This window comes from Vibrio phycocola, assembly GCF_054404255.1.
In genome coordinates, this window is record NZ_JBTAMQ010000011.1 from 110,035 (window position 1) to 128,854 (window position 18,820).

General features: G+C 41.0%; 15 protein-coding genes. 7 read left to right on the forward strand and 8 right to left on the reverse strand.

Annotated elements, in window-relative coordinates:
• Positions 1 to 6: 6 nt before the first annotated feature.
• Both ACXJY6_RS14945 and tyrA read left to right on the forward strand, forming a co-directional pair.
• Positions 7 to 1,083, forward strand: a complete 1,077-nt coding sequence (locus ACXJY6_RS14945) for a 3-deoxy-7-phosphoheptulonate synthase (protein WP_456051996.1) — start codon at positions 7 to 9, stop codon at positions 1,081 to 1,083.
• Between the two features lie 15 nt (positions 1,084 to 1,098).
• Positions 1,099 to 2,223, forward strand: a complete 1,125-nt coding sequence (gene tyrA / locus ACXJY6_RS14950) for a bifunctional chorismate mutase/prephenate dehydrogenase (RefSeq protein WP_456051995.1) — start codon at positions 1,099 to 1,101, stop codon at positions 2,221 to 2,223.
• An 88-nt stretch (positions 2,224 to 2,311) separates the two neighbouring features.
• Here the strand turns inward: tyrA and ACXJY6_RS14955 are convergent, their stop codons facing one another.
• A complete protein-coding gene (locus ACXJY6_RS14955; RefSeq protein ID WP_456051994.1) occupies positions 2,312 to 2,692 on the reverse strand; it encodes a PilZ domain-containing protein in 381 nt (126 codons plus the stop codon).
• Between the two features lie 106 nt (positions 2,693 to 2,798).
• Positions 2,799 to 4,466: an energy-dependent translational throttle protein EttA gene (gene ettA, locus ACXJY6_RS14960; RefSeq protein WP_456051993.1), complete on the reverse strand. Its 1,668-nt coding sequence runs from the start codon at positions 4,464 to 4,466 to the stop codon at positions 2,799 to 2,801.
• A 279-nt stretch (positions 4,467 to 4,745) separates the two neighbouring features.
• Between ettA and ACXJY6_RS14965 the strand changes: the two genes are divergently transcribed.
• Together ACXJY6_RS14965 and trpR are read left to right on the forward strand one after the other, a co-directional pair.
• Complete coding sequence (locus ACXJY6_RS14965) at positions 4,746 to 6,707, forward strand: transglycosylase SLT domain-containing protein (protein ID WP_458768812.1); 1,962 nt, start codon at positions 4,746 to 4,748, stop codon at positions 6,705 to 6,707.
• 58 nt (positions 6,708 to 6,765) lie between these two features.
• A complete protein-coding gene (gene trpR / locus ACXJY6_RS14970; RefSeq protein ID WP_456051991.1) occupies positions 6,766 to 7,071 on the forward strand; it encodes a trp operon repressor in 306 nt (101 codons plus the stop codon).
• Here the strand turns inward: trpR and yjjX are convergent.
• The 6 genes from yjjX to bamD form a co-directional block, all read right to left on the reverse strand.
• Complete coding sequence (gene yjjX / locus ACXJY6_RS14975; RefSeq protein ID WP_458768813.1) at positions 7,068 to 7,583, reverse strand: inosine/xanthosine triphosphatase; 516 nt, start codon at positions 7,581 to 7,583, stop codon at positions 7,068 to 7,070. The genes trpR and yjjX overlap by 4 nt on opposite strands.
• Positions 7,555 to 9,894 (reverse strand): putative bifunctional diguanylate cyclase/phosphodiesterase, encoded by a 2,340-nt coding sequence (locus ACXJY6_RS14980; RefSeq protein ID WP_458768814.1) that lies wholly within the window; start codon positions 9,892 to 9,894, stop codon positions 7,555 to 7,557. The genes yjjX and ACXJY6_RS14980 overlap by 29 nt, the downstream gene beginning before the upstream one ends.
• The gene (locus tag ACXJY6_RS14985; protein ID WP_458768815.1) at positions 9,878 to 10,921 is read right to left on the reverse strand and encodes a polyamine ABC transporter substrate-binding protein; all 1,044 of its coding nucleotides are present in this window, start codon (positions 10,919 to 10,921) and stop codon (positions 9,878 to 9,880) included. The genes ACXJY6_RS14980 and ACXJY6_RS14985 overlap by 17 nt, the downstream gene beginning before the upstream one ends.
• A gap of 159 nt (positions 10,922 to 11,080) precedes the next feature.
• The gene (gene pheA, locus ACXJY6_RS14990) at positions 11,081 to 12,259 is read right to left on the reverse strand and encodes a prephenate dehydratase (RefSeq protein WP_458768816.1); all 1,179 of its coding nucleotides are present in this window, start codon (positions 12,257 to 12,259) and stop codon (positions 11,081 to 11,083) included.
• Between the two features lie 176 nt (positions 12,260 to 12,435).
• Positions 12,436 to 12,765 (reverse strand): ribosome hibernation-promoting factor, HPF/YfiA family, encoded by a 330-nt coding sequence (gene hpf / locus ACXJY6_RS14995; RefSeq protein ID WP_456051986.1) that lies wholly within the window; start codon positions 12,763 to 12,765, stop codon positions 12,436 to 12,438.
• A 433-nt stretch (positions 12,766 to 13,198) separates the two neighbouring features.
• Positions 13,199 to 13,924 (reverse strand): outer membrane protein assembly factor BamD, encoded by a 726-nt coding sequence (bamD, locus tag ACXJY6_RS15000; protein ID WP_456051985.1) that lies wholly within the window; start codon positions 13,922 to 13,924, stop codon positions 13,199 to 13,201.
• A 152-nt stretch (positions 13,925 to 14,076) separates the two neighbouring features.
• On the opposite strand from bamD, the gene rluD reads away from it, so the two are divergent.
• From rluD to clpB, 3 genes are all read left to right on the forward strand, one after another.
• Complete coding sequence (gene rluD / locus ACXJY6_RS15005; RefSeq protein ID WP_456051984.1) at positions 14,077 to 15,057, forward strand: 23S rRNA pseudouridine(1911/1915/1917) synthase RluD; 981 nt, start codon at positions 14,077 to 14,079, stop codon at positions 15,055 to 15,057.
• Complete coding sequence (gene pgeF, locus ACXJY6_RS15010; RefSeq protein ID WP_458768817.1) at positions 15,057 to 15,776, forward strand: peptidoglycan editing factor PgeF; 720 nt, start codon at positions 15,057 to 15,059, stop codon at positions 15,774 to 15,776. The genes rluD and pgeF overlap by 1 nt, the downstream gene beginning before the upstream one ends.
• A gap of 129 nt (positions 15,777 to 15,905) precedes the next feature.
• Positions 15,906 to 18,479 carry an ATP-dependent chaperone ClpB gene (gene clpB, locus ACXJY6_RS15015; RefSeq protein ID WP_456051982.1) on the forward strand — a complete coding sequence of 858 codons (2,574 nt, stop codon included), beginning with the start codon at positions 15,906 to 15,908 and terminating at the stop codon, positions 18,477 to 18,479.
• The last annotated feature ends 341 nt before the right edge of the window (positions 18,480 to 18,820 follow it).

Genomic DNA, 18,820 nt, shown 5'->3' on the forward strand with positions numbered 1-18,820 from the left:
AATAGCATGGCTAAAAGTGACTTATCAGATATTAATATAGTGGACCAACAAGTTTTGATTACACCAGAACAACTAAAGAAAAAATTGCCATTAAGTGCTAATGCTCGGGAATACATTAAGCAATCCCGTCAAACCGTTGCGGATATTATCCATAAGCGTGACCATCGACTCTTAGTCGTATGCGGTCCTTGTTCTATTCATGATCTTGATGCGGCGAAAGAGTACGCTCGTCGCTTTAAAGAGATTGCGGAAGAGTTAAGCGATCAATTGTTCCTCGTTATGCGAGTGTACTTTGAAAAACCTAGAACAACAGTTGGATGGAAAGGCTTGATCAATGACCCACATCTTGATGGCAGTTTTGATATCGAGCAAGGCCTTCATATTGGTCGTCAGCTATTAGTTGAGTTAGCTGAAATGGAAATTCCGCTAGCTACCGAAGCACTTGATCCGATTAGCCCACAATATTTGGCCGATACGTTCACTTGGGCTGCGATTGGTGCTCGTACTACTGAGTCACAAACTCACCGTGAAATGGCAAGTGGCTTATCGATGCCGATTGGTTTTAAAAACGGAACCGATGGTAGCCTAGGAACTGCGATTAACGCGATGCAAGCTGCAGCGTCTGGTCACCGTTTTATGGGCATTAATTCAGAAGGTCAAGTTGCATTGCTGACAACACAAGGTAATGCGAATGGGCATGTAATTCTACGTGGTGGCAAGCAGACTAACTATGATTCAGTATCGGTCGCAGAGTGTGAACAAGAGATGGCTAAATCCAATTTGGAACCTTCTCTTATGATAGACTGCAGTCATGCTAATTCTCGTAAAGATTACCGTCGTCAGCCATTAGTAGCGGAAGATGCTATTCAGCAAATTTGCAATGGTAACCAATCGATTAATGGTCTAATGATAGAAAGTCACATTAATGCGGGTAATCAATCATCAGATCTCCCTCTTGCGGAAATGGAATACGGTGTGTCGATTACCGATGGATGTATTGATTGGGAGACAACTGAAGCGCTACTTCGCAAGACGCACCAAGAATTGGCTCCATTTTTAGCAAAACGTTTGATCAAAGAGTAAGAGAGGTTGGAATAAATGGCTGTTGAACTCAACGAGTTACGTGACCAAATTGATGATGTCGATAAACAGATATTGCAACTTCTTGCTCGTCGTTTGTCACTGGTTGAGAAGGTTGGGGAAGTAAAAAGTAAACATGGGTTACCCATTTACGCCCCTGACCGTGAAGCGGCTATGTTGGCTTCACGCCGAGAAGAGGCGACTCGTCAAGGCGTGCCACCCCAGTTGATTGAAGATATTTTGCGTCGTACGATGCGTGAATCTTATGCGAGTGAAAAGGATGCTGGCTTTAAATGTTTAAAGCCAGATCTACGCTCTATCGTGATTGTTGGTGGTAAAGGACAGCTTGGTGGTTTATTTGCGAGAATGTTTACCCTTTCTGGCTATAACGTCAAAATCCTTGGTAGCCAAGATTGGGATCGTGCTGATGACATATTGAAAGATGCAGGCTTGGTGGTTGTAACCGTACCGATCTATAAAACGGTCGATGTTATTTCTCGCTTAACCAATCTTCCTGATGATTGTATTTTGTGTGATTTGACGTCTATCAAAGGTGAGCCGTTAACTGCAATGATGGAAGCTCACCAAGGTCCTGTTGTTGGTCTTCATCCTATGTTTGGTCCAGATGTGCCTAGCTTGGCAAAACAGGTCGTTGTCTATTGTGACGGCCGAGGTGAAGAGCATTATCAATGGTTAGTAGAGCAGATGCGGATTTGGGGGGCGTATTTATGCCCGATCAATGCAGATTCTCATGATCAAGGTATGAGTTTGATTCAAGCATTACGGCATTTTACATCGTTTGCTTACGGGATGCATTTGTCACGAGAGAATCCTGACTTGGATAAACTACTGACCTTGAGTTCACCAATCTATCGGCTTGAGTTAGCGATGGTTGGACGTTTGTTCTGTCAAAACCCAGATCTATACGGTGATATTATTCTGTCGTCTACAGAGAATATTGAAATGATTAAACGCTTTCACCAACGTTTTACTGAAGCGTTAGAGTTGATTGAAAATCGTGATAAAGAAGGTTTTGTATCCAGCTTTAATGCGGTAAGTGATTGGTTTGGGGATTACTCTCAGCAGTTTATGTCAGAAAGTCAGCATCTGTTGAAGCAGGCGAGTGATTCAATTCAGCGCTAAGCTCAGATCTAAATTGAATGGAACAACTGCATAAAACCCTGCAATCTGATTGCAGGGTTTTATTTTTGACGGTATCAATAGAAAAGGATCAATCTTCTTCCATATGATCGGCTAAATCGGTTAAATGCTCTAACTCTCGATGTAAAAGAGAATCGTCACCGACATTGAGTTCAACGAAACGTCGCAAGTAACTAATACTCTCAATATCAATATTGCCAAAACGAGCTCGAATTGTGGTGTTGTCAGTTTCAACTACATGAGCGGCAATATGAATCATAATATCACTCTCTGGTAACGTAAGTTCAACCTCTACTTCGTCTCCACAATTAAAGGTATTTTCACCATTCAAGAGTAAAAGAACCCCATGTAATGAAAGGTCTTGAACGGTCGATTTGATAGTTTGCCCTTGATAAGTAATCAACGCTGGTGCTCGATAAATAATTCTGGAAAAACGTCGTCTTTCAGTCATGTGGATCTCTCTTATTTGCTCTAAATAAGGTGGTTATCGTGTCTAGAAAACAAAAAAAGGGCTACCTAAAACGACAGCCCTTACATCAAGTCATGATATCAAAGCATTACTTAGTAATGCGTTTGTATTTGATTCGATGTGGTTCAGCTGCCTGAGCACCTAATGTCTGTTTCAACCACTCGGTATACTCAGTATAGTTGCCTTCGTAGAAGTTGACCTGACCTTCATCACGATAATCAAGAATATGTGTCGCAATGCGGTCGAGGAACCAACGGTCGTGGGAAATAACCATGGCACAACCAGGGAATTCAAGTAAGGCCTCTTCCAATGCTCGTAGCGTTTCAACATCTAGGTCATTGGTCGGTTCATCGAGAAGCAATACATTGCCTCCAGCCTTAAGCAGTTTCGCTAGGTGAACACGGTTACGTTCACCACCTGAAAGATCGCCAATCCGCTTTTGCTGATCAACACCTTTAAAGTTGAAACGAGAGCAATAAGCACGAGCTTGGATTTCAAAGTTATTGATGCGAATAATATCGCTACCTTCTGAAATCTCTTGGAATACGGTGTTACTGTCGTTCATGCTGTCACGGAACTGCTCAACGGAAGCAAGCTTAACCGTGTCGCCAAGTTCAATGCTACCTGAGTCTGGTTGTTCAGTGCCGCTTAACATTTTGAATAGGGTAGATTTACCCGCACCGTTGGCACCAATGATACCGACAATTGCCCCTTTCGGCATACTAAACGATAAATCATCGATTAATACACGATCACCAAATGATTTGGTTAGGTTGTTGACTTCAAGAACTTTATCTCCAAGACGCTCACCTGGTGGAATAAATAGTTCATTAGTTTCGTTACGTTTTTGATGATCTGTGGTAGTCAGTTCATCAAATCGAGCCATACGAGCTTTTGATTTAGCTTGTCGGCCTTTCGGGTTTTTACGCACCCATTCTAATTCTTTCTCGATGGTTTTCTGACGAGCGCTTTCTTGTGATGATTCCTGTTTTAAACGTTCATCTTTTTGCTCAAGCCATGAAGTATAGTTCCCTTGCCATGGGATACCTTCACCACGGTCAAGTTCCAATATCCAACCCGCTGCATTGTCGAGGAAATAGCGGTCGTGGGTAATGGCTACAACAGTACCGCTGTAATCAACTAAGAAGTGCTCAAGCCAAGCAACGGACTCCGCATCTAAGTGGTTAGTTGGTTCATCGAGCAACAACATGTCGGGTTTTTCGAGTAGCAAACGACAGATGGCAACACGGCGACGCTCACCACCAGAAAGTACTGCGATTTTTTCATCCCATTCTGGTAGGCGTAAAGCATCTGCCGCACGCTCAAGCGCATTCTCTAAGTTGTGTCCATCTTTGGCTTGGATTAGAGCTTCCAATTCGCCTTGCTCTTTTGCTAAAGCATCAAAGTCAGCATCTTCTTCAGCATAGGCTGCATAAACGGCATCGAGTCTGGTTAATGCATCGGCAACATCTGAAACAGCTTCCTCAACAATTTCACGCACTGTTTTTGATTCATCAAGGACAGGCTCTTGGGGAAGGTAGCCGACATTGAGTCCAGGTTGAGGACGAGCTTCTCCATCGATATCTTTGTCGATACCAGCCATGATACGAAGTAAAGTTGATTTACCTGCGCCGTTAAGGCCAAGTACACCGATTTTGGCACCAGGAAAAAAGCTAAGAGAGATATCTTTAAGAATTTGTCGTTTCGGGGGAACAATTTTGCTCACCCGTGACATGGTATATACGTATTCAGCCATTGCCGATCATTCCTAATGGTAACTAATGAATTAAGCTAAATATTTTATACTAAAGCATTCGCTATTGTTACTATCTCGATCTAATTTAGCTATCGAAAAGCAGTAATTACTCTTATTTAAATGTTGTTAAGAATACTGTTAAGTGAATGTTTTTCTGTGATGTTTGGTGAATGTGATTGGATTTGTACAATTAATTTTGCAAGATAGGGCACGGTTAGCTTCGACTACGGTCTACAATTAAAATATCAATTTATTTCATTAGTAAGGTTGTTGCGGAATATGAGTAGGATAGATTATCAGTGTAAGGGCATCACAAAGACGTTGATTCTAGTTACGCTTATGGGTTCTTGGCAAACAGCAAGTGCCGCATTGGCGAACAGCCAACTTGAGCAGCAACGAAAGTTGTACGACCAAGCTCAACAATGGTTTGATGCCCGCACTCCGCAACGCTACCAAAAAGTAAAAAGTAAACTGGCAAGCTATCCACTTACGCCATATTTAGAATATCGGTCGTTTCTAATTGGTTTGGAGCAGCGGTCACCGCAAGAAGTACAACGCTTCATTGAAACATATCAAGAATTGCCTTTTTCTAATGTGATTAGTAAGACTTACCTGCAACTGCTTGGTCAATCGAAACAGTGGAACAAACTGCTTCAATTTTCTCGTACAGAGCCAAAAGGAGAAGTGAGTCAATGTTTCTACAATACAGCACAGTGGCATAAAGGTGACCGTCAGCAAGCTCTAGATGGCGGGCTAAAATTGTGGCTATCAGGTGACAGTGTTGCCAGTGAATGTGACCCGTTATTTTCTCAGTTGTTTAACCAGAAAAAAATTACTAATGAACATATTCTCCAGCGGATTGAATTAGCATTTAAAGAGAATAATCCGCGCTTGATGGGATATTTAGCCAAAAAGTTAACGAGTTCTACAAGTAAGAAACGCGCACAACAAATATCTAAGCTATACGAACAACCTCAGTTGGTTAAAGGGTATATCAAGGTCGTTAATACCGGTAAGAAGTATGACTGGGAAATGATTGATTTGGGTTTAGCGCGACTTACCCATGTTAGTACGAAAGCTGTTCAAGCAATGTTAAGCGACATGAATTCGACAAAGCTAAAAGAAGATGAGCAAGGTGTAATTCAAGCATTGAGTGAAAAAATAGCACTTCGACTTATGGAAACCCAAGATACGAAGCTTGCTAGTTGGAATGATGAAATTTTTAAGCAAAGTCCCAATATAAAAGTCGTATCTCAAAGAATTCGTTATGCAATTGAGCTAACTGATTGGACTACAACTCATCAAATGATCTCTGCGCTGAGTGACGATATTCAACAAGAACCAGAGTGGCAATATTGGTTGGGCCGTTCCGAAATTGCGTTAGGCAAGACTATTTCTGGAAAAGAGCGGCTACGTAAGTTACTTGGGTTACGCAATTTTTACAGTGTTTCAGCAGCAAATATTCTCGATAAGCCCGTTGAATATCCAACGGATCAAATTGAATACCAACCTGAATTGCTTGCCGAATTTGATAGCAGTTTGATTCGTATTGAAGAGCTGTTAGCTCGTGATAAAGGAAGTGCGGCGCGCAGTGAATGGTACTGGTTATTAAAACGTTCGTCGATTGAACAAAAGGCGATGCTTGCACAATATGCATTATTAAAAGAGTGGTCACATTACGGTGTTGTCGCTTCTATCCAAGCTAAATTATGGAGCAATGTAACGCTGCGTTTTCCTGTTGCTCATTTAGATAACTTTACCGAGGCAGCACAAAAACAAAAGTTAGATCCTATTACATTGTTGTCGTTGGCCCGCCAAGAGAGTGCGCTTGATAATATTGCCCGCTCTGGTGTTGGCGCTCGAGGCTTAATGCAATTGATGCCGAAAACGGCTCGCTATACCGCGAAGAAATATCAAGTAAAACTTCAAAGTAGTGAAGAGCTCTATGAAGCTGATAAAAATATTGAGTTAGGTTCAATTTATTTTGCCGAACTAATGAAGAAATATAATCAGAATCGTATCTTGGCACTTGCAGCCTATAATGCAGGCCCACATCGAGTCGATCGCTGGCTGAGTGAGCGTGCTGGTCGGCTTGACGCGTATCAGTTTATTGAATCGATTCCTTTTAACGAAACGCGTCGTTACGTACAGAATATCCTAATGTTTGAAACCTATTACCGTGATCAGCTAGGCATGGAACGTCCATTTCTAAAAGAAAATGAAATTAATTCAAAATATTAATTCCATTACGGATACTTATCTCTAAAATAGAGGTGTGTATCACCTAGCGAGTACAAGTATGACATCAACCCCTAGTTTCGAAGACTGGTCTGCATTTATTGAATTGGTTAGAGAGGCCGTGAAAAATGGTCAAGAAGAACAGCTACTAACCATCTTGCTGACTTCTGATGAGCGCGATGCATTGGTTTCACGTGCCAATATTATAGTTGAACTGCTGCGCGGCGATATGTCGCAGCGTCAAATCAGTCAAATGTTAGGTGTGGGTATCGCGACCATTACTCGAGGTTCAAACGAACTTAAAGGCCTTGAAGAGTCGCAAAAGGCCCAAATAGGGGAATTATTCAATAGTACCCAAAAAAGTTAATATAGCTCTGGATTCTGAAAAGGGATTAACGCCAAAATGAGCGCTTGCTCGTACACAGAACTTCGAGTCAAGAGTTGATGAGTGAGCAAACCAATCGCCCCTCCTTTCTGTTTTATATTTGAAGTATTAAATACCTCATCCATTACCTCTCCCAGTTCGTTGTCGTCATTTAATTTTGAAAGCACAACAGGAGGTAACATTAAATTTGCTGAACGTGATTCACCGCGTTGGCTGCTACTGTCAATGATCATCCAGGCAAAGGTTGCGTTTCCTTCAATACCCGCCTCTATGCCGACATAGTAATGATTGTCAGGGTATTGTTGCTTAGCGTTTTCGATACGATTTACAGCACCTTGGCGAGTCTCTTCATCGCTCATTGGTTGATCTCGAACGTCACTTGCGACCTTGATACCAATAAACTGAAACTCTTCATTGGGAAAGCATGTTGTAAATGCGTTACTAACTGCCGATATTTTAGCGGGATTACGCGACGTTATGATTACTTGCTTCATCGTTAGCAATTACCTTAATTGTTTGAATCCATTTAGGAAGCTCTTCGAGTGTCATCGGGCGGCCGAAGTAGAAGCCTTGGAGATAGTCACAATTATAATCAATTAACAGCTTATTCATCTCCTCACTTTCAATCCCCTCAGCAGTCACTTTCATATTTTGTGAATGACATAAATCGATAAGTGGTTTTATAACCTGCTGTTTTTTACTGGCAATTAAAGTATCCAGAAAAAGCCTATCGAGCTTAATTTTCTGTACTGGATACTGCACCAATTGAGAAATCGAAGTATAGCCAGAACCAAAATCATCAATGGTGAGATCAAAACCAAGATTGGATAGTTCATGTAACAGTGGAAAACTTTGTGATTCTGACGCAAAAGTTTCAGTGATTTCAAATTCAATCATTGCTGGGTCAACATCGTAGGTTTCGGTATGTCGTGCAATATATTCAGAAAGCTGCGTTGAGTTTAATTCAGCCGACGATAAATTAACTGCTAGCTTCTGTGGTTTGCTAAATAATGATTGTACTTCGCTGAACTGTTCGAATGTTTTTTTCACTACCCAACGATCAATGGTTCCGAATAACCCTGTTTGCTCTGCAATCGGAATGAACTCTTCTGGAGAGATATATCCGAGGGATTTAGATTCCCAACGCAGTAATACTTCAAATCCCGCAAACCAACAATTTTTACAGGTAAAGTATGGTTGATACACAAGGCTAAATTCTTCGTCAAAGTTGCTTGCACGTAACGCTCGCTCAATACTTCCTCGTCGTTGAACCACAGTATCTAGCTCTACTGAGTAATGTGCGATTTGGTTTTTACCTGCACGTTTAGCTTGATACATTGCAGTATCAGCGTTTGAGAGTAACTTCTCGATATTATCACCATCTTGTGGGTAGGTTGCGATGCCGATACTTGCTGTTATGGGGTAACTCCCTTGCGGTGATGTTATACGATGTTGAATAGAACTTAGCAATTTTAAGGCAAATTCATCGGCACAATCCGGCTGGTGGAATGGCGTATGAAGCAAGATGGCAAATTCATCTCCGGATAAGCGCGACGCTAACCCAAACGTATGATGAGATGCGTTAAATTCAGAACAAAGATCATGAATATGGTTTGCGAAACTTATAAGTAACGAGTCGCCAATTTGATGCCCATATTTATCATTGATGTATTTGAAGTTATCCATATCAATATATAAGACCCAAACGTGGATATGTTCTTGAGTCAAAACGGCTTCAGTGTGTCGTTGAAACTGATGTCGATTGGCAAGTTTGGTTAGATGATCCCGTTCTGCTAGAATTTTTGTCCGATGATAAGCATCTTCCAATTCGCTATACATGGCGTAGAAACGAGCAGAAAGTCGGCCAATTTCATCTTTAGAGTCAAGAATTTCTATATTTTTGCGTTTATTACTTTCCACTTCTTTCAGTTGGTTATCGAGCCGTGAAATTGGTTGGATGACATGCTTATACAAAGAGATAACAAGCAGCAATACGGTTAATAAAGCCGAAAAACTAAATGCAATAATGAGCTGCTTTTGAATGTCGTGTAATTTATTTTGCAGAATGTATGGCGCAGGGTCGAGGTTCGCATAGAAATTTGACTGCAATTCAACGCTTTGGTGTAACCCGACTTTCTCAGTAGGCTTAGTAGAGAAATATATCGAGCTTTTATTGCTGTTCTCTAATTCTTTACGCTGTTGATTAAATCGCTCTAGCTTTGAGTAGACAACAACGAAAATAATCTCGCTCTTTTTGTAACTCAGCGGTGGCTTTAGCGTTTTAATATCAAGGGCTTCGTAACGCAGTAAGATGCCTTCTGCGTCTTTATTTTCACTGTAACCAACAAAACTATTTTGGTTTGTTGTGTCATAGACTTCACTGAAGTGATGCAGAACGAGGGGATCCATCGTAGCGAACGGATCGTCACTGTGCTCTGTGTAGTACATCGGTTTTTTTTGAGCATCTAAAATCGAGAGAGCAATAAACTGATCATCTTTGGGTTGAAAACTGCTAATTGTTTGCTGCAGGTTATCAATCAGCTCTAGTTCACGAATTGGATTGCTTTCATGGGAAAAGTAGCGTTGAATTATATCGCTTTTAGTCAAGGTATAGGTGTAGCCGCTCAGAATAGAATTGGTCTGACGATAATGTCCTGCCAACTTTTCCATATTGAGTTGTAAATAGCTATCGGTTCTCTTGAACAGCGCATCTTTTTGGATCTCATAAATAATGTAACTTGATGCCGCCGCACTGAAGAGAATAACGGGTGCGATAAGTAATAAAATTCTACGGTTGAGCTTCATACTGATTAAACAAATTATTGGTGATTTTGGCCCGAATACTTAGGTTTTCAGGAGTAAGTTCTTGGTCAAGAGTTGCGTTGCTTAAACGAGTTTTATCCAGAAAAAAACTGGGATTATTTTTAAAGCTATCCGGAAGAAATTCCAGAGCAGCCTTATTCGCCGGAGAACTACCGATATACAGTGCATTTTCTGCGGCTACATGAGGAGACATCAGATAATTAAGAAATGCTTTGGCTTGCTCCTTTTGTTTCGAATTGCTGTTTATCGCAATACAATCAACCCATATAAATGGTGAACCTTCGGGAGTAACAAAGTCCCATTGATCGGAGTGAAAAAAACGATTTAAGGAGAATTGGTCACCACTGTAGGCTAATGCCATGTGTAATGCGCTACTATCTTGATGGCTTCTTACATAACTAAGGGCGTATTCGTAGGTTAACACATCTTTGTTAAATTCAGTCATTAGGTGATAAGACGCTTTTAGCTGGTCAATATTGTCTGTATTAGGGGAGTATCCCAGTGTTTTTAATGCTGGCAGCAAGGTTTCTACACTGTCTTCTATCAAACCTATGTGTCCACGGTGTTTTTCTTTGGGCTGAATCAAATCGCTCCACGTTTGTGGTGCTGGGCTTACAAGATCTTTACGGTAAAGGATGCCGACAGTTCCCCAAAAGTACGGAATTGCATTGTTGCCGCAGGCTTCATTCCAGCGAGACTCATTGTATTTCCGGTTGCTTAATGTTGATAGGTCTTCAAAAGCGTCTTGTCGTGAAAATATTTGTGCAGAAACGTTATCAAGTAAAACAATATCAAAAGGCAGCTCAATACTATTGAGCATCAATAAATTGCGTTCATCATCATTGTCAAAATGTGAGAGTGAAATCTTAGTGTCACTTAGGGCCTCCCAATTAGCGATGATATCTGGTGATAGTGTATCTTCCCAAAAGTAAAGGTTTAGCGCTTTCTCATTTGCGAATACAAAAGAGAAAGGTACTAGTGATAGACAAATATAGATCAGATATCTCATCGTGCAGTAGGAGCTCTCTAGAAAAAGAAACTGCCTTAATCAAAGACAGCGAATATCAAACATTGATGGATAAATTGATATTTATATTAGTAAGTCACCTATTGTATACAGTGTGCTGAATACTGTCAGCATACCTATTCCTCAAAAGGTGATCTCGTCTTACTTTTGCATCACTTGTGTAGGAGCTACATTGTAAATTGGGTAGCATCCAAGAACTTTTAGATACTTAGTAATCTCTGTTAATTCGGTGATCGCTTTTTGCATTTCTGGTGAATTTCTATGTGCTTCGAGATCAACGTAAAACATCTCTTCCCAGGGATTTCCAATAATTGGTCTCGATTCTAATTTAATAATATTAATACCAAATCTCTGTAGTACTAGTAGCGCCGAAACTAACGAACCAGCTGTTTGCGCGGTCGACATTATCAAGGTGGTTTTTGCTGGGATTTGGGTGGATACCTCAACGGGTTTTCGAGCGACAACGATAAAGCGAGTATGGTTTTCAGTTTGGTTGGCGATGTTACCTAAAATCGGTTGTAAACCATAAAGCTTGCCACTAGATGCATTACCAATAGCGGCAATATCGTCGCGGTTTAATTCTTTTACCTTTTTCATTGCATCAGCGGTGCTTACACATGACTCAAGTTGAATGTCTCCAAGGCGGTGTAAGAACTCACTGCACTGTTGATGGGGTTGAGGGTGAGAATAGAGAACCTTTATATCATCAACATTAATTTCTTTGGTTGCGACTAGACAGTGCTCAATGGGCAGCGTTAATTCACCTACAATATACAGCGTAGTATGTTGGAGTAGGTCATAGACTTCATTGATTGACCCTGAGCTTGTGTTTTCAATAGGTAGAACCCCAAAGTCAGCATAGCCAGATTCAACCTCTTTGGTTACACCTTTGAATTGCTCACAATTTAACTCAATGAGATCAATGTTTTTTCGACTGAAGTATTCGCGTGTTGCTAGGTGTGAATAGGATCCTTGAGAACCTAGGTAGGCGACTCTTGCATGTGGTTTTCGGTTTTGCTGTGGGTTAGCAAGATGTTGTAAATATGATTGCTGAAGCAGCACAGAATCTTCAATGATCGTGTGGTAAATCTTAGTAATATATTCTGCATCAAGTTCGTATTCATCTTTACCGTTGTGGATGAGTTTTACTAATAATTGTTGTTCACGCTCAGCATCTCGAACTGGCTTTGTTGTTTCGACCTTACTTTTTGCTACTTCAATACTCAATTTTCGGCGTTCAGAAAGCAAACTAAGAAGTTGATCATCTAGTTCGTTGAGCCGGAGGCGAATTTTTTCTAAAGAGTATTTCTGACTTGCCATAGTAATTTCCGTAAGTAAAACAAGAGCATTCGAGGGAATTGCCGATAGTGGCTTATAAACAACCGATAGTGCAACAATATGTCGAACGATTTTAGTCTGAAATACAAATTAATAAAATAGATAAGAGGGGATATTACAGACAAAAGAATAGCGCCGGTCGGCGCTATTCTTAGTATTCATTCTTCTTCGTTATCAATCGCTACTATTTTTTCAGAACGACGTGCTTCTGGCTTATGTCGAATTTTATTGAGCTGACGTTCTAATTTCTGTTCCACATCATTGATCGCAACATAAAGATCTTCGTGATGTGCTGAAGCATTTAATTGTCCTTTAGGTATGGTAATTGTTGCTTCAAATTTTTTCTGTTTGTTGGGCTCTTCACTAAAACTTGCTTGGCATCCAATAATGTCGACTTGCCATTTTTCTAGTTTTTTTAACTTACCTTCTATATGGTCTCGGATTGCAGAGGTGACTTCGATGTTCTTACCTGTGATATTTATTTTCATATAGCATATTTTCCTCTGTTGCCTTCCCTTATGGGTTAACTTCAGATTACCGATTTAACAGTAAATAAATGTGATTTAAATCACATTTACTGGGCTATTTATTATCGTGCAAGATAAACGTGATCACTTGCAAAAAGTAGAAATTTATTTGTGATGATAACTTGAATTTTCACCGATAGTCGTTAAGTTGGTAATTAAGGTTCGCTGAAAAATTACTTGTTTTTTAGGGGGTTAACTCGATTTTTTTTGAAGGTTGTGCTACTTGGTTTGTATGCAATATGATTTTTTCTACCTTCTTAGCTCGCATTCTCCTCAGTTGATCATATTCGATCAATAGACTCTGAGTTATTTTGCCTCAAATAGTAAAAAAGCGTCCAAGATATTAGGAACGCTTTTTTAATTAATCGTATTGTCAGAATTACCATTTAAAACATCAAATTGGGTTTAACTCAATTAGCGTTTTCGTATGCGCAGCCGCTTTGGATAGCTTTAATTGCTCATAAGCTTTAAGTTGAATATTAAGTGCTTTTCTTGCGGCAACCGTGTCTGGATAAGATTTTTGTAGTTCCTGGCAACGGTTAATGGCCGATATCCAAGCTTCTCTACGCAAATAATATTCAGCTGTAGCTAGGTCATAATTCGCTAATCGATTCTTCAACGCCAACATTCTTAACTGAGCATCTTTCGCATAAATGCTAGAAGGGTAGCGCTGTAGTAATTGTTTAAAATCATTAAATGCCGCTTTAACCGGTTCAGGGTCGCGATCACTTCGATCTACGTTAAATAGATCATGCATCATGCTCGAATCTTGAGACATATGAGTCAATCCACGCATATAGACGACCCAATCAATTTTTTTGTGAGTTGGATTGAGGCGCACAAAACGATTAATTGCGGCCAACGTTAATGCCCAGTCTTCCGATTTGTAATACGCGAAGATTAAATCGAGCTGAACTTGTTGGGAGTACGCACCAAATGGATAGCGAGAATCGATCGCTTCCAACTGTCTAATGGCTTCAGTCCAACTTCCTTTTTCCAAAGAAAACTGTGCTTCTGCATAAAGATCCGAGGCTGGAATGTCGGGGACCATTACTTTTTGTGTTGAACAGCCAGCTAATAAAGCAAGCGTCATTAATCCAGTGATTGCGCGATATTTCATGTCAGAAGTTATTTCCTAATTATTCAAATAGTCCAGAGACAATGAATGTTTCAAAAAGGTTTCGTTACTTTCTGTATAGTAACAGATAGAATAAGCCATCATTTTATCCCTACTAGAGGCTTTTAGTCTCTAGGTTTATGAAAAAGTTCGATATGGCTCAGCAGATTGAATTAAAAAGTACAATAAAAGATAGTCAACTAGGTCAGCGTTTGGATCAAGCGATCGCTGAAATATTTCCTGATTTTTCTCGTTCTCGATTAAAAGAGTGGCTTGTCGATGGCAAGGTTCAAGTCGATGGCAAGGTTATCACCAAACCAAGAATCCGCGTATTTGGCGGTGAGGAAGTGGTGCTCCAAGCGGAATTGGAAGATGAAGAACGTTGGGAAGCTCAAGATATTTTTCTAAATATCGTTTACGAAGATGACGATATTTTAGTCATCAATAAGCCTCGCGATTTCGTGGTTCACCCAGGAGCCGGTACACCAGATTGTACAGTGTTGAATGCGCTACTGTTTCATTTTCCTCCGATTGCGGAAGTTCCTCGAGCTGGAATTGTGCATCGTTTGGATAAAGACACAACTGGACTTATGGTTGTGGCGAAAACAGTACCCGCTCAAACTAAGCTGGTTCGTGAATTACAAAAACGCAATATTACGCGTGAATATGAAGCGATTGCGATTGGTAAAATGACAGCTGGTGGTTTGGTTGATAAACCAATTGGTCGTCATTCGACGAAACGGACATTGATGTCTGTGAGTCCGATGGGGAAACCCGCTATTACTCATTATCGTGTCGCAGAGCATTTTCGAGAACATTCTCGGATTCGCCTTCGTCTTGAAACCGGGCGAACGCACCAAATTCGTGTTCATATGTCCTATCTTCAACATCCTTTGTTGGGCGATAGCGCATATGGCGGGCGTGCACGGATACCAAAAGGCGCTTGCGACGAGTTAACGGACATGATTCGTAATTTCGATCGCCAAGCACTTCATGCTGCTATGCTACGTTTCGCTCACCCTATCACAGGTGAAGAGTTAGAGTTTCATGCTCCAATTCCAGATGACATGGTAGAGCTTACCGAAGCATTACGTGAAGATACCGTGCTTTATGGTCGAGATGAGTTGCTTGATTAATGATTACGCCTAATTGGAATGCCCCAAAAAATGTAAAAGCATATGCAACGATGCGTGCAACCGGGGCATCTCAACTTGAGTATAAAGGTCTGAATTTAGGTATGCATGTTGGAGACGATCCAAACCGTGTCATGCAAAATCGCCAATCGGTTGTTGACCAACTATCTATGCCCAGTTCTCCGGTGTGGCTGAATCAGACACACTCTACAAATGTTGTTGAACTCACCAAGCCGACAACGCAAATACTGGATGCCGATGGATCGTTCACTAAGTGTTCAAACCTTGTCTGTGGTGTAATGACTGCCGATTGTCTTCCAGTTTTACTCTGTAATAGTCAAGGTTCTCAGGTTGCTGCGGTTCATGCTGGTTGGCGAGGTTTATCCGACGGAATATTAGAACAAGCTTTATCCCATTTTAATGATGACGTTTTTGCCTGGCTTGGTCCGGCAATTGGCCCGAGTGCATTCGAAGTGGGCGAAGATGTCGTTGAAGCATTTTGTCAGTTTGATGCTGGAGCGAGTACTGCTTTTGTTTCTGGTCGAGGTGAAGGTAAATGGTTGGCGAATATTTATCAATTGGCAACGAAACGGCTAAATCGTGCAGGTATTGGTCAAGTGACGTCATGCGATCTTTGCACTTACAATGACTCTGATTCTTTTTATTCATACCGACGTGATGGTGTGACAGGGCGTCAAGCTACATTTATCTGGTTTGAATAGTTCCTACTGAATTCACCATTATTCATTCTTTTCCTTTCTCCCCCTTGAAAACTGCTTAATTCGTATCCATTTTCTTATCAGTTGCTTATCAATTTAATAGCAAAAACAGAATTAGATGAGGAGTGTCTTATGCGCCTTGACCGTTTTACAAGTAAATTCCAAATAGCAATTTCAGATGCCCAATCTCTAGCGCTTGGGCGTGATCACCAATATATCGAGCCAGTACATTTGATGGTTGCGTTGCTCGATCAAAATGGCAGTCCGATTCGACCTCTATTTACACTACTCAATATCGATATCATGCAATTGAGATCGAAGTTAGGTGAAATTCTCGATCGTCTTCCGAAAGTGAGTGGTATTGGTGGTGATGTACAACTTTCTAGTGGTCTTGGCTCGTTGTTCAACGTGTGCGATAAGGTGGCACAGAAGCGTCAAGATGCGTATATCTCTTCGGAAATCTACCTACTGGCAGCACTTGATGATAAAGGCCCACTAGGAAAACTGCTCAAACTGGTTGGATTGGATGAGAAAAAGGTTTCTAGTGCGATAGATCAGATCCGAGGTGGACAAAAAATAAATGATCAAAATGCTGAAGAGCTTCGCCAAGCGTTAGAGAAATATACGGTAGATCTGACAGAACGAGCAGAGCAGGGCAAACTCGATCCTGTTATTGGTCGTGATGATGAGATTCGCCGGACCATTCAAGTGCTTCAGCGTCGTACCAAGAATAATCCCGTTATTATCGGGGAGCCTGGTGTCGGTAAAACGGCAATCGTTGAAGGGCTTGCTCAGCGTATTATAAACAACGAAGTTCCAGAAGGGTTACGCGGAAGACGAGTATTGTCACTCGATATGGGATCATTGGTCGCAGGAGCAAAGTATCGTGGTGAATTTGAAGAAAGATTAAAGTCTGTTCTAAATGAATTGGCCAAAGAAGAGGGGAATGTGATTCTCTTCATTGATGAACTTCACACTATGGTTGGTGCTGGTAAAGGTGAAGGCTCAATGGATGCCGGTAATATGTTAAAGCCAGCGTTAGCTCGTGGAGAACTTCACTGTGTTGGTGCCACTACGCTAGATGAATATCGTCAGTATGTAGAAAAAGACCCTGCACTTGAAAGACGTTTTCAGAAAGTGTTGGTGGATGAGCCAACGGTTGAAGATACGGTTGCTATTTTGCGTGGCCTTAAAGAGCGTTACGAGCTTCACCATCATGTTGATATTACCGACCCTGCGATTGTTGCCGCAGCCACACTTTCACATCGCTATGTATCTGATCGCCAATTGCCCGATAAAGCGATTGACCTGATTGATGAAGCAGCGTCGAGTATTCGTTTACAGATAGATTCAAAGCCCGAGTCACTGGATAAATTAGAGCGACGCATTATCCAATTAAAGATAGAGCAACAGGCGCTTTCTAATGAGCAAGATGAGGCCAGTGAGAAACGACTCAATATCTTAAACGACGAATTGAGCGAGAAAGAGCGTGATTATGCTGAGTTAGAAGAAATTTGGAAGGCGGAAAAAGCAGCGTTATCCGGTACTCAACATATAAAGACCGAGTTAGAACAAGCGCGAATGAATATGGATGTTGCGCGGCGAGCTGGCGATCTAAATCGGATGTCTGAGCTGCAATATGGTCGAATTCCTGAATTAGAACGACAGTTAGATCTTGCGGCGCAAGCTGAAATGCAAGAGATGACGCTATTACGCAATAACGTTACGGATGCAGAAATAGCAGAAGTGTTATCAAAGCAAACCGGAATTCCCGTATCCAAAATGCTAGAAGCTGAGAAAGAAAAGCTCTTACGCATGGAAGAAGTATTGCATAAAAGAGTCATTGGTCAAAAAGAAGCGGTAGAAGTAGTTGCCAATGCAATTCGACGCAGCCGAGCTGGATTATCAGATCCGAATCGTCCTATAGGTTCATTCATTTTCTTGGGCCCAACGGGTGTCGGTAAAACGGAACTGTGTAAAACATTAGCAAACTTTATGTTTGATAGTGAAGAAGCCATGGTTCGAATTGATATGTCAGAATTTATGGAGAAGCACTCTGTTGCGAGACTTGTCGGAGCTCCTCCTGGTTATGTTGGTTATGAAGAAGGTGGTTATTTAACCGAGGCCGTTAGACGTAAACCTTATTCCGTTATCTTATTAGATGAAGTAGAAAAAGCGCATCCGGATATCTTCAATATCTTATTGCAAGTACTCGACGACGGACGATTAACGGATGGCCAGGGGAGGACGGTAGATTTTCGTAATACTGTTATCATTATGACGTCCAATTTAGGATCTCATCATATTCAAGAAAATGCTAACGATCTCGATTACGATCAAATGAAAGAGAAAGTTATGGATGTGGTTGGTAAGCACTTTCGTCCTGAATTTCTAAATCGCGTCGATGAAAGCGTAGTGTTCCACCCGTTAGGTAAAGCACAGATCGCGTCGATTGCATCTATTCAAATAGAACGCTTGCGTAAACGGATGCAAGAAAAAGATTATGACTTAAATTTAAGTAAAAATGCTCTTGAGCTTATCGCGGAAGTTGGGTTTGATCCTGTCTATGGAGCAAGGCCTTTAAAACGAGCAATTCAACAAATGGTAGAAAACCCCCTAGCTAAAAGTATTTTGAGTGGGCAATTATTACCTGGCAAAGCTGTCAATCTAAAAGTGAAAAATGGCCAATTGGTTATGACACAATAAATTTAGAAAGGTTATTAGAAAGAAAGGCGAGTGTAAATTTGCCTTTTCACTAAAATAAAGAAGATAAAATGGGCAGATTGTCTACTCTTTAACCTGTCGGTTTGAAAAGTTAAAAAATAATGGTTTTTGCTATTGCCAAGTTTTGTTAACTCCCTATAATGCGCCAACACCAACAGGGCGGTACGTCAAGTTGGTTAGGTGTTTAAGCTGATAAAAACTAAATTGTAAAAGTGTTTGACACTTTAAGTTATATCGCTAGAATAACCGCCTCTTCAGTGATGAGTCACGAAGAACGCTCTTTAAAAATTTAGACCTATCAATCTGTGTGGGCACTCGTTGAT